This window comes from Mediterraneibacter flintii (assembly GCF_055387595.1).
Genome location: NZ_AP031405.1, coordinates 533717 through 546560, shown reverse-complemented (window position 1 = coordinate 546560; position 12844 = coordinate 533717). Strand labels below are relative to the sequence as shown.

At 38.7% G+C, this 12844-nt stretch carries 13 protein-coding genes; 1 reads left to right on the top strand and 12 read right to left on the bottom strand.

Annotated features, from left to right (window positions below):
* Positions 1-2: 2 nt before the first annotated feature.
* Genes rbsD through ACZ5C4_RS02505 form a run of 7 tightly spaced genes read right to left on the bottom strand, consistent with a single transcriptional unit; the run spans position 3 to position 5978 of the window.
* Entirely contained in the window at positions 3-437 is a 435-nt protein-coding gene (gene rbsD, locus ACZ5C4_RS02535; RefSeq protein WP_464519651.1) for a D-ribose pyranase, read from the bottom strand.
* A 30-nt stretch (positions 438-467) separates the two neighbouring features.
* Positions 468-1553: an alcohol dehydrogenase catalytic domain-containing protein gene (locus ACZ5C4_RS02530; protein WP_464519650.1), complete on the bottom strand. Its 1086-nt coding sequence runs from the start codon at positions 1551-1553 to the stop codon at positions 468-470.
* A 36-nt stretch (positions 1554-1589) separates the two neighbouring features.
* Complete coding sequence (locus tag ACZ5C4_RS02525) at positions 1590-2678, bottom strand: alcohol dehydrogenase catalytic domain-containing protein (protein ID WP_464519649.1); 1089 nt, start codon at positions 2676-2678, stop codon at positions 1590-1592.
* Positions 2679-2706: 28 nt separating this feature from the next.
* On the bottom strand, positions 2707-3108 hold the full coding sequence (locus ACZ5C4_RS02520; RefSeq protein ID WP_464519648.1) for a VOC family protein: 402 nt from the start codon (positions 3106-3108) through the stop codon (positions 2707-2709).
* A 10-nt stretch (positions 3109-3118) separates the two neighbouring features.
* Positions 3119-4054, bottom strand: coding sequence for a carbohydrate kinase family protein (locus ACZ5C4_RS02515; RefSeq protein ID WP_464519647.1), 936 nt, complete (start codon positions 4052-4054; stop codon positions 3119-3121).
* Between the two features lie 17 nt (positions 4055-4071).
* Positions 4072-4899: a class II fructose-bisphosphate aldolase gene (locus ACZ5C4_RS02510; RefSeq protein ID WP_464519646.1), complete on the bottom strand. Its 828-nt coding sequence runs from the start codon at positions 4897-4899 to the stop codon at positions 4072-4074.
* Positions 4900-4937: 38 nt separating this feature from the next.
* Positions 4938-5978, bottom strand: a complete 1041-nt coding sequence (locus ACZ5C4_RS02505) for an NAD(P)-dependent alcohol dehydrogenase (protein WP_464519645.1) — start codon at positions 5976-5978, stop codon at positions 4938-4940.
* A 163-nt stretch (positions 5979-6141) separates the two neighbouring features.
* Here ACZ5C4_RS02505 and ACZ5C4_RS02500 point away from each other — a divergent pair, with 163 nt between their 5' ends.
* The gene (locus ACZ5C4_RS02500) at positions 6142-7395 is read left to right on the top strand and encodes an ROK family protein (protein WP_464519644.1); all 1254 of its coding nucleotides are present in this window, start codon (positions 6142-6144) and stop codon (positions 7393-7395) included.
* Positions 7396-7448: 53 nt separating this feature from the next.
* On the opposite strand, the gene ACZ5C4_RS02495 is transcribed toward ACZ5C4_RS02500, so the two are convergent.
* From ACZ5C4_RS02495 to ACZ5C4_RS02475, 5 genes are all read right to left on the bottom strand, one after another.
* Positions 7449-8450 carry a sugar ABC transporter substrate-binding protein gene (locus ACZ5C4_RS02495; RefSeq protein WP_464519643.1) on the bottom strand — a complete coding sequence of 334 codons (1002 nt, stop codon included), beginning with the start codon at positions 8448-8450 and terminating at the stop codon, positions 7449-7451.
* A gap of 47 nt (positions 8451-8497) precedes the next feature.
* Positions 8498-9463 carry an ABC transporter permease gene (locus ACZ5C4_RS02490; RefSeq protein ID WP_464519642.1) on the bottom strand — a complete coding sequence of 322 codons (966 nt, stop codon included), beginning with the start codon at positions 9461-9463 and terminating at the stop codon, positions 8498-8500.
* A 1-nt stretch (position 9464) separates the two neighbouring features.
* On the bottom strand, positions 9465-10961 hold the full coding sequence (locus tag ACZ5C4_RS02485; protein WP_464519641.1) for a sugar ABC transporter ATP-binding protein: 1497 nt from the start codon (positions 10959-10961) through the stop codon (positions 9465-9467).
* Positions 10962-11496: 535 nt separating this feature from the next.
* Positions 11497-12489, bottom strand: coding sequence for an NADH-dependent methylglyoxal reductase (ydjG, locus tag ACZ5C4_RS02480; protein ID WP_464519640.1), 993 nt, complete (start codon positions 12487-12489; stop codon positions 11497-11499).
* A gap of 86 nt (positions 12490-12575) precedes the next feature.
* On the bottom strand, positions 12576-12836 hold the full coding sequence (locus ACZ5C4_RS02475; protein ID WP_464519639.1) for an HPr family phosphocarrier protein: 261 nt from the start codon (positions 12834-12836) through the stop codon (positions 12576-12578).
* Between the last annotated feature and the right edge of the window lie 8 nt (positions 12837-12844).

Here is a 12844-nt window from a genome sequence, read left to right as displayed (position 1 = left end):
CGTTACCGGCATGTAATATTCATTGGTTCACATATGGCAGATACCCCTGATGCAGAAGTCAGCATAATGTTCGCACAGGGTGCTAAATCTCCTGTACGTACAAAGACTTTCGCATCTATGGCTGTTTCTTGAAAAGCAGCCATAGAAACCTCCGCCTTCTTTTGTTCTCCTTTAAATGTGCTTTTTATAAAGTCATAGTACTCTTTGTTTACATTCTTCATCATATCAAAAATGACGTATTCCTCTACAATAATTTCATTTAACACTGCCTTTAGCACTTGCGGCATTGTCGGTATTCCTTCAACCAAAGACACATCCACAATTATAGCTCCTTTCGGTATAGGAAAACCTGCATCACAGATGACTATCTTATCTGTATGGCGTAATTTTGTAAGTTCACACATTAACTGTGCATTTAAAACACCCGCTTTTTTCATACGTACTCCTCTTCTTTATATATGTACCCTTTAGGGTATCACTTTTTCTCCCTTTTTCCATTGTGGATGAATTAACACTTTAATTGAATTCCTGTCTCTTAAATTTGTATCCAGTGCTTCCAGATAATCCTCAAGTGAAAATTCATGTGTAATGAGTGGTTTTAAATTTACATATCCTTTTCCAATTGCCTCGATGCATCTCCCATAATTATGTGTTTGACACCACGATACGATCACAGACAATTCTTTATTCGCAAACATCCAGGCATCCTCAATTTTAAACCCCGGTACCCAAGTATACTGAATCAGCTTTCCGCATTTTCCAAGCATTCTAAGGGCGCTGCTATTCATAGCCGCAGATCCGGTTGTATCAACGACAATGTCCAATCCATGCGGAAACATTTCTGCAATTTTTTCTTCATGTTTTGTGTGATCTTCTCTGTCAACTAAGATTGTTTTTACCCCGAATTCTTTTTCGCACAAATCCAGCTTGCTCTGTGTAGATGCTAAAACTACAACATCGCTTGCACTTGTATGCTTACATAATTGCGCTAATATCAGCCCCATCGATCCTGCTCCCATTACAGCAATTTTGTCTCCGAACGTAACCTTCATCCTGTCTACTGCCCGCAGGCAACATGCTACCGGTTCTGTACACGCCGCTTCCTCATAAGATACACTGTCTGGTATCACAAAAGCTTTTTCTCCCAAAGCCGCCACATACTCCTCAAAGCCGCCATGAAGGTTATGTCCCATAGAACCAAAATTCTCACAATAAAGGGGCTGATCCTTTTTGCAATAATAACAGCTTCCACAAAGAACTGTATTATCCACTGTCACCCTGTCCCCAACCCGCACATTTCTTACTTTTGCACCAACCTCTACCACTTCTCCTGCAAATTCATGGCCAAGCACAATTGGATAGTCTTCCTCTTTTGTCATTCCCATGCTGCCATTATCATACATTTCTTCACAGTGTTTGCAGATACTGGCTGCCATCACTTTAACAATAATTTGTTTGTCCCCACATTTCGGATATGGCAGATTAGTAATTTTAGTTGCTTCCCTGCCTCCTCCTGGTTTTTCTATAATCATTGCTCTCATTGTTTTTTCCATACCAATTCCTCCTACTTTAACTTCATTCGTCTTCTGTCAAATATGTACCTTTTTCTTTCCTTTCTCCCAATGCGGATGAATTAGCACTTTCACAGAATTTCTGTCTTCATAATTTGTATCCAATGCTTCAAAATAGTCTTCTAAAGAAAATTCATGTGTAATCAAAGGCTTCAAATTGACATAACCATTTTCTATAGAATCCAGACACCGTCCATAATTATGTGTCTGACACCACGACATAATCAAAGAAATCTCTTTGTTAAACCACATATCGCTGTCTTTGACCTCAAACGCATCAACAACTGTGTAGAATACAAGTTTACCTCCTCTTCCAAGCATCCGCACTCCACTCCACGCCATCTCCTTTGAGCCTGTTGTATCTACTACAATGTCCAGCCCATGTGGAAACATTTCTTCAATTGCTTTTTCATGTTTAGAATAATCATTTCTATCTACCAAAATTGTTTTTACACCAAATTCTCTCTCAATAATATCCAGCTTACTTTGCGTAGATGCCAACACTACCACCTTATTTGCACTAGTATGTTTGCATAGCTGTGCAAGTATCATCCCCATGGATCCTGCTCCTAAAACTGCGATATTATCGCCATATGTAACGTCCATCCGATCCACAGCTCTTAAGCAGCATGCCACTGGCTCTGTACAAGCAGCTTCTTCAAATGATATTCCTTCTGGAATGAGAAACGCTTTCTCTGCTAAAGCAGCTACATACTGTTCAAATCCTCCGTGTATGTTGTGTCCCATAGAACCAAAATTGTCGCATTTAAGAGGCAAATCTTTCTGGCAATAATAACATTCTCCGCAAAGGACTGTATTATCTACTGTTACACGATCTCCGATCTTTATATCTTTTACTTTACTGCCCTTTTCCACAACCTCGCCTGCAAATTCATGTCCAAGAACAATAGGATAATCCCCCGATTTTGTAAGTTGCATCGCCCCTTTATCATACGGTCCTTCACAATGCTTGCATATACTTGCTGCCATAACCTTGATAATAATCTGGTTATCCTCGCATCTCGGATATGGTATATCTGTAATTTTTGACGCAGCGCGGCCACCTCCGGGAGTTTCAATAATCATCGCTCTCATTGTTTTTTCCATATCTCTTCCTCCTTTGCCATATACATTTCTAAAGTACTTCATTTATCTCCAGATGTTCTCCATCAGGGCCTAAAAAAGTGACCCACTTAGCCCCATGCGAAAATGTCTCTGGGGAATACACCAATTCATCCATATGTACTCCTTTTTCCTCCAGTCTCCTCTTCACCTGTTCTATATCTGTAACACGAAACGCAAGATGTTGAAAACATCCGTCAGGTGGATAACTTACTTCCGGCACACAAATCATTTCCAGCATCATATCTCCTAACTTTAAAAAAGAAATTTGTACTTTCTTATTATCGCGATAAGGCTCTGAACGTTCAAAAACAATCTCAAATCCTAAAACACCGCAATAAAATTTCTTAGATGCCTCCATATTTTTCACATAAATTCCTATATGTGCCAATCCTTCTATATTGCCGATTGCCATAACTCTCTCCTTATATAGTATCTCGTAAATATGTTTCTACCTGTTCCCTGCTTTTTACTCCCGTATTAGCTCCCATATGTTGGATTGCTATACCGGCCGTAGCCGACGCAAGAGTAACGCATCCTTCCAGGTCTTTTCCTTCTACCAACCCTGTAATAAATCCTGCTGCAAAATTGTCTCCTGCTCCTGTCGTATCTACAACCTTGACTGCAATAGCCGGGAAAATTTTTCTAATGTCTTTGTTTTTAACAAAGCATCCGTCTTTTCCGATTTTGATCAGTACATTTTTGATTCCATATCTCAAAAATATGTCTGCCATCTCGTCTAAATCTGTCTTCCCTGTAAGTTGTCTGGCCTCGTCCTCATTTGGGAAAATATAATCAATGTTAGACAAGACTTCCTTTCCCAGCTCCTCAAGGGTACAACTTTCTGGATTAAACATCACATCCGCACAGACAATACAGCCTTCCTGTTTTGCTTTTTTTACAGTCTTTTCAATAATAGAAACAGTTGTAAACGGAGGCATCATCATACTTCCAAGGGAAACGACTTTTGCCTCTTTAATCTGTTCGAAATCCGGAGTAAAAAACACACTTTCAGGCATACCACTATTTATAAAATTTCTCTGTCCATCTGCATTTATAATTACTACATTGATGGATGAAGGCGCCGCCTTAGCATAAATCACTTTGCTTATGTCAACGCCTGCTCCTCTAAATGTATTTACACAGAAATCGCCTATAGAGTCCTTTCCCAGTCCTGTTACCAGTTCCGTATTTATTCCCATATGAGACAGTACAATCGCCTGGTTTGCAGCATCTCCTCCAACATGAAATGAAACCTCTTTTGCCGGCTTTGTTTCAGCTATAAACGGACTAGAAAAATCTATTCCACGAATAAGTACATCTGCACATGTAAGTCCGATACATATTACATCTGTTTTCATATGCATGTTTCCTTTCTTTACACTGGTTTTGTTTCGAATAGCTTAATTTTCTCAAGCGTACGTTGTTTAAATCCTTCTCGTATTGTTCCCAATGCTGTAAACATATTCATCTGTGTATCCGGTATCTTATCCATTTCTTCTTTCACTTGCTGTGTTAATTCTGTAAAAATATTAATTTTAGCAATACCATGTTTGATTATTTTCTTGAAGTCTTCATCTGAAATCCCTGAGCCGCCATGTAGTACCAGAGGAATAGATACCTTCTTCTCAATTTCAGTTAGTACTTCGTAATTGATTTTAGGCGCTGCCTTATAAGCTCCGTGTGCGTTACCAATTGAGACAGCCAGAGCGTCAACTCCTGTTTCTTCTACAAATCTTTGGGCTTCATCTGGATCTGTATACTGACAGGATTCCAGATTTTCCCCTTCTCCTACATGTCCTATTTCTGCTTCTACATCCACATTCAAAGGTTTACAATAAGCAACTACCTGCCTGGTCAGTGCAACATTTTTTTCAAATGGTTCTGTAGACGCATCAAGCATAACACTGGTAAACCCTACATCTGCACACTTTTTACAAGCAGCAAATGTTTTTCCGTGATCCAAGTGTAAAACTACTGGAACAGTTGCTCGTTTTGCAGCTTCTACCATCATCGGCGCAAAGACATCAATAATCTCATCAAATTCATCAATATGAGGAAATTGAATAATTACTGGCGTTTTTGTCTGCTCAGCAGCATCTAAAATTCCAAGCATCATCTCCATATTGGTAAAATCATACGCCCCAACGCCATACTTTTCTGCACGCGCTGGTACTAATACATCTTTTAACTTTGCTAATGCCATAATCTCTACCTTCCTTTTTGTTTATGCTTAATCTTAATTTAAAATTCAATCAGTACTTTTAATGCTGTTTGCTTTTGTTTCAATGCACATGCAAACGCCTCATTCACCTTATCAAATGTAAAGAAATCCGATGCTATCTTCTTTACCGGCATACTTCCCGAGGCCACTCCCTCAATCGCCATAGGATAAATATTTCTATAACGAAAAACAGATAAAATATCAGCTTCTTTATTATTCATAGTAAATAAATCTATTTCCGGATTTCCATGTACATTTCCTACCATTACCGCCTTTCCTCCAGCTTTTACAAGGTATGGAACTTGTTGTGCAGTCGCTTTGTTCCCTGCTGTCTCAAAAACTATGTTCATGCCTTTCCCATTTGTAATATACTCTATTTCTTCTATCACATTTTTTTCCTTGGCATTGATAGCTCTTGAAGCTCCTAACTCTAGTGCTTTATCTAAACGATTCGCAAATAGATCTACCACTGTAACATCTGTTGCCCCGCGTCCCTTGCATGCTAGTAATGTCATAAGCCCTATACATCCTGCTCCTAAAATAAGAATGGATTTTCCCGGCTGTACTTGCGCTCGGTTGGCAGCATGTACTCCAACAGCAAGTGGTTCAATCATTGCTCCCTCAATCGTATCCATATTATCCGGTAATTTGAATGTAAATGCTGCCGGATGGCTTATATACTTATGTAATGCCGCTGATTTCCATGGTGGGGCTGCCATAAAGTTAACTTCAGGGCATAGGTTGTATTGTCCACTCAAGCAGTACTCACATTTTCCGCACGGTATTCCAGGTTCCAATGCAACTTTGTCGCCTTTCACAAGATGTTTTACATTCTTCCCTGTTTCAACGACAATTCCTGCACATTCATGCCCTAAAACAATGGGTAATTCTACATCCAAAACTCCGCCTAATGTTGGGTCCTGATAAAACATAACATCTGAACCACAGATTCCTACATGTTTCATTTGTACTAAAACTTCATCATCTTTACAAACAGGCATAGGGGATTCTCTGATTTCAAACTTTTCTGCTTCTATTAAATAAGCCGTCTGATTCTCCATAATTCTTTCTCCTTTTCTTTTAAATATGTATTTAATAAGCTTTCTTTACATAAGTTTCCAAATTTTACATTTTATTCCTTTTATGTATTATATTGACAAAATTGTGTCCACTACCTAAAATAAAGTTAATAAATTTTATCAAACAATAGGGAGGGATATATTTTTGGAAAAATATCATTCACCGTTATCCAGTTATTTTTTGCCTCAAAAAAATCAACATTCTTCCGCTTTAAATAGCACAAAGACTCTGGTTTTACGTATTATTAAAGATGCTGGTGTAATTTCCAGAAAAGAGCTCTCCCAATATAGCCAATTAACACAGGCCAGCATCACAAATATTACTCGTGAATTACTTGCTGCCGGTCTAATATGCGAAAATGGTTATGTAGACGGAGATTCCGGACGTAAAATGATTGGTCTTTCTATTGTCACAGATCGATTTTGTACAATTGGCCTGCGTATCACCCCACAATATATAGCAGTGGGGCTTTATGATATTAATTCTGTATGTATCGATGTTAAAAAAACTTATATAGATACATTCCATGATATTTCTTTATCACTATTAGAATTAAAGAAACAGATTCGTCACTTTATCCAACTGGGCGAAGCAAAAAATTTAACTCCATTAGCTATTGCCATGTCTCTGCTGGGTAATTTCCGCCTTACTGAAAAAGAATGTATTATGCTGGAAGGTAGTGGAAAATACATTGATTTAAGCAGTACATTAAAGCAAGATTTTCAGCTTCCTGTTTATTTCAATTCGACTGCTAACTTTGGTATTTACTGGTTAAGTTGTCAGCGCAGTCTTAATTACCTCCATAATAAAACTGTAATTCATATTGATGTAAGCTATGATATTGACATTGCTATCATGCAGGATCGGACTATCCTGAAAAATGCCATTCGAATTCCTGGAGCCTTTGGAAATTTCCTTGTCACCGACTGTACTGGAAAACAAGTCACTTTACAGGATTCCATAACAACACAGGCTTTATTGAACAAGGCCCAAAAAATCGTTTCCCACTATCCTGATTCTTCACTCTATGGAAAAGAGTTTCTTATTAGCAGAGATCTAATTAACGCGTTCTATATTGCAGATGAAGTAGCATTAAATATTTTTCAATATGCTGCCGATATTCTGGGCTACGCAATAGTGCAGTTAATTTCTCTGCTTCATCCACATTGTATTTTTATTGGGGATGAACTTCCTAATTCTGAAACTTTTTTGTATATGCTGACAGATGCTGTTCACACTCATCTTCCTCACCGAAATGATTACTTTCCTGATATTCGGATGCTGCCTGTTGAACGTGTCACCCAAAAAGATAATACTATCATTGGTGGTTGTCTCTATGCTACAAATAAAATATTGCAGAATATCGAATGGGTTAATAGTATCAAACCTGTCAGCTAATTGTTTTCTCTTAAGAAGGAGCCGGAAGGTTCCAGCTCCTTCCTTCTTTATCTTTATTCTTCTACCAGTCCTTGTTCTTTGTAGAACTCCAGCTGTTCCTCTACATTGTTAGAATCAATTAATTCTGGATCAAAGGTAATCTGCTCCAAATCTTTAAACAAATCAATATCTCCATTTATATGATCCATAATCAGCTGTAAGGAAAGTGTCGGATACTGTGTAGCGTCCTGTAAGGTTGAAGCGCTCATTTCTCCATTCGTAATTGCATTGCAGGCATCTGTTAAACCATCTATACCGTATATATGAACATCTTTCAAATCAATTCCACTTGATTTAAAGGCTTCAACTGCTCCTAAAGCTTCCGAATCGGATGCCGCAAGAACACCATCAATCTCCCCATTAAATGCCTGAATCCAATCCTCTGTCTTATCCATTGCGGTATCTTTCTCAAAATTTGCATCTTGGTTGTCGAGAATCGTAATATCGCTTCTTTCATTTAGTCCGTCTACAATACCGTCATGTCTCTGTTCTGACAACAATAATCCAGCAGGTCCGTCTAGTATAACAACCTGTGCATTTTCCGGAAGTTCTTCTGCCGCACGTTGTCCTATAGCAAGCCCCAGTTTGTATTCATCACAGTATACCTGCGCCGCATACTTATCAACCCAATCTTGATAACAGTTAATGCTGACAACAGGAATCCCTGCATCAATTGCCCGTTCAAAGGAATCTTCAAAATTGCCTAATACCGTCTGAACTACAATAAAATCATATTGTTGTTGTACCGCATTTTCCATACACTCTACTAGTTTTGCGTTGTCACTTTGATGATCCATTACCGTAATATTCAGATTTGGAAATTCCTTTTCAGCCGCCTCATATGCTACCTTAAGCCACGCTCCATACATATCTGTCAGGCGTACAATAACAGCAACATCATAAGTTTCTCCACCATCTCCCGATTTTTCGTTTCCACTGCTTCCTCCTGCTGAACACCCAATCATTGACAATACCATCACGAATGCCAATATAACCGCTGCTACTCTTTTTTTCATCTCTTTTCCTCCTTTTATTTTTTTATTTTATGTACTTATGTACATAGTTACTGACCTAATCGCTTCTTTTTGGTCTGCAGGTCTATAATAACTGCCACTACAACAATGATACCGTTAATCACTTCCTGTAAATAGGAATCTACCCTCATTAAATTTAATATATTGCTGATAACTCCCATAATAATGGCGCCCACCAATACTCCGCCTGCCGAACCTGTGCCCCCGGCAAATCCAACTCCTCCTATAATCGCTGCTGAAATTCCCTGGCCTTCATATCCTGTCCCCGCTGTAGGTACGCCTGAATTCACTCGTGATGCAAACATATATCCTGCCAGGCCAATAAAAATTCCTGCAAATATAAATGAATACAATCTGAATCTTTTTACATTAATTCCTGACGCTCTTGCAGCCTCTGCATTACCTCCAACGGCGTACAGATTCCTTCCAAAACGTGTCTTTTCTAATACAATCCATAACGCAATTGTCGCAATGAGCATTACAATAACTGGAATTGGAATAATCCCCAAATATCCCTGTCCCATAAAACTGAAGTTTTCTCCTGTATCTGTAATGACCATGCCTCCTGTATACAACTTCACTGCACCTCTCGCCGACATATTCATTGCCAAAGTTGCTACAAAAGGAGGTAAATTAAATAAAGAAACCAAAAGACCCGAAATTCCTTCCAATACAATTCCACAGACAATCGCTGCTCCGATTGCAATAGTAATAGAGCCTGTTGATACATATACCGGAATTGCCATAATTCCAGAAAAACACATCAAAGTACCGGCTGAAAGATCAATACTTCCTGAAATAATAAGAACAGCCTCAGCAAAAGCTACTAACGCTACCACACATACCTGACGAAGTACATTTAAAATGTTCGTAGCTGTCAGGAAAACTGGACTGACAATTGAACATACAATAACTAATATAAATAAAACAACTACAATTCCAAATTTGCTTACTAGAAAACCAACTTTATCCTTTGCACTTTTATTTGTATTCATTTTATTTTCCTCCTGTTGCGAGATTCATAATTCTTTCCTGCGTGAATTCTTCTCTTGCTATTTCTCCGTTAATACGCCCTTCACATACAATATAAATTCGGTCACACATTCCCAGTAACTCTGGAAGTTCAGAGGAAATCATAATAATAGACATACCTTCGCGGATCATCTCATTCATCAGATTATATATTTCAAATTTTGCCCCCACATCAATTCCTCTGGTCGGCTCGTCCATAATAAATACTTTTGGATTTGCCATCATCCATTTTGCCAATACAGCTTTCTGCTGATTTCCGCCACTTAATGTATAAGTAGGTGTATTTAAACTTGGTGCTTTCACTCTCATCCGATTGAAATAGACCATTGCTTCTTTATTTTCTCTTTTCTTGTTAATGAAAGGTCCTTTACATAATTTTTTGAGACCGGCCAATGTTATATTTTCTTTTATGCTCCTAATAGGAATTAAACCATATCTGCGCCTATCCTCTGTAGCCATCATAATACCCGCATCCACCGCGTTTGTTACTGACTTCGGGTTAATCTTCTTTTTCTCTAGAAATATATCCCCTGAATCGTACGGATCTAATCCTGCTATCGCCCTCATAATCTCCGTACGTCCTGCTCCTACTAATCCCGCAAATCCTACAATTTCTCCCTTTTTAACATGAAAGGACACATTCTGATACAGCTTTCCACAACATAATTCGTTTACCTCAAATAAAATATCACCTATAGGAGTATCTCGTTCCGGATATATATTTTCTACTGTTCTTCCCACCATCATCGCTATAATTTCGTCACGGTTCACCTCTGCAATCGGATATGTCCCTACAAATTTTCCATCTCGCATAATCGTTACATCGTCACTCAGTTCAAACACTTCATCCATTTTATGGGAGATATATATGATTGTTGTTCCCTCTTCGCGCAATCTTTTTATTTTTTCCATCAATCGGTCTGTTTCATGCTGTGTCAACGATGAAGTTGGTTCATCCATAATAATAATCTTTGCATTTTTCGTTGTTGCCTTCACAATTTCTAATAATTGTATGTCTGAAACTGATATATCAGATAAGAGTGTTTTGGGATCGTGCATAATCCCTTCCTTCTTTAGAATACTTTTTGCGCTTTCATTGATTTTTTTCCAATTAATAAATGGTGTTTTTCCTTTTTTAGGATGTCCGTTAATAACAAGATTTTCTTGAATGGTAAGATGCGGAACGAATTGTAACTCCTGCCATATCATTGCAATTCCAAGTTGTTCTGCATCTTTCGGAGTTCGAATGTTTACTTTTTTGCCGTCAATCCATATCTCTCCCCCATCCGGCATTAATGAGCCGTTAAGAATTTTCATCATTGTTGATTTTCCCGCACCATTTTCACCAACAAGCGAATGGACAGTTCCTTTACGTACATTTAAGCTGACATTATCAAGTGCTTTTACGCCTGGAAAACTCTTACAGATATCTTTCAACTGTAGCTTGTATCCTTTTTCCATTTTTCTCCTCCCTTTCTCATATATTTTTCGCCACAATAAAATTAAGTAACTAAATTTTATTTTGTTTATTAATTTTACCAAGTAAATTTTATTTTGTCAAAACATTTTTGCATTTTGTATAATTTTTATTTATTTTTTCTATTTTTATTGTGTTTTTATACCAAATTAACGCTATTTTTTGTGCATATTATTTTTATCAGCTTAATTTTATTACATTCTTTATCTTTATAAATATACCTTATCGGGCTAAACTAGCCATCCCGAAGGAAATTTTTCCCCAGAACAAAGTGGGCAAGCCCATTTCAATACCCCTACCCTCAATCTTGAGGGGCTTGTCCACTTTGCGCGCCGCCGCAATACCGCAAAGCGGTAAAATTTCCTTATTGCGGCGTGCGCATCCCGCCCGGAGGGCTTTTTGTATAATAGGAAATTTATCAAAATTTCCTATTATACAAAAAAATCACCCATAGAATTCTTTCCAATTCTATGAGTGATTACTATTTATTCTACTACTTATGTTGAAAATTATCATTCTTTACTTATCTATCTTTTCCGCCAGCTCACGCATGAACGCCACATCTTCCGCCTCCAGCTCGAGTTCTGCTGATTTTACATTTTCTTGGATCTGTTCGGCCGTCGTTGAGCCGCTTAACAGATTCAGGAAATCTCCTTGAGCCAGAATCCAGCCCAATGCCAGATTAGCGATCGTACAATGGTATTTATCACACAGTGGTTTCCACTGATCCATCATATCCATTGCAGCCTGCATATTGTCCGGCTGGAACCATTTTTTCGGAATCTGCGCTCCTACCGGCTTGTAGTCCCTCGGCATAGTCCCTGAAAGCAGGCCCATTTCAAGCGGCGAATACGCTTGTATCGTAATGCCGTTCTCGCGGCAGCATGGAATAATGTCTGTTTCAATCCCCCGATCAAGAATGGAATATTTTGCCTGTACGATGTCAAGTTGTCCCCACTTTAAGTATTCCTCAATCTGACGGATGTCCACATTAGCTGCTCCGATAGCTCGGATCTTTCCCTGCGCCTTTAGTTCATTTAGCACATCCATCGTCTTCTCTATCGGAACATAATACTCCGAGCCTTCGATCGCCTGCCAATGCGTCATGTAAACATCCACGTAATCCGTACCGAGGCGTTCCAGAGAACCGACAATTTCTTTTTTCACCGACTTGCTGTTTAGATTTTTGTAAAGCTGGATTCCATTGACCTTATTGAAAAGATCGCCCTTCATCTCCTGATCCCAGGTGACACCGCATTTGGTAATAATGACTACCTCCTCGCGATTCATGCCTTCCAGCGCTTTGCCGAGTATCTTTTCACTGTTTCCGAAATTATATCCCGGAGCCGTATCGATCAGATTTACTCCAACCTTTGGCGCTTCCCTGATCGTATCTACTACAGTCTTCAGTTCATGATCTCCGCCCCATGCAGAGCCTCCTCCGATAGACCATGTTCCAAGACCGATCCTCGAGATATTTATTCCTGTTTTTCCTAATTTCATTGTTTTCATGGTTTTATTTCTCCTTCTGTTGTGGAACAGCCTTTTTCAGGCCGCTGTACATCCATGAACATTTCCGCCTAGTTATTATCTTCTAATCACTCTTTTAACTCTGAAATAAACGTACACAAATCTTCCACAGCCTCTTTCTCATCTTCTCCTTCTGCGCATACGGTAATAGTCAAACCTTTTCCCATTCCAGCCGCAAGTATATTGAAGATACTTTTAGGGTTTACGATTCTCTCTCCTTTGATTATCTGGAGATTTGATTTATATTTCTCCGCGCGTTTTACCAGCTGAGATGCAGGTCTTGCGTGTAGTCCCGTAGGATTTACAATTTCTACCTCTTTTGCATACATACTTTCTT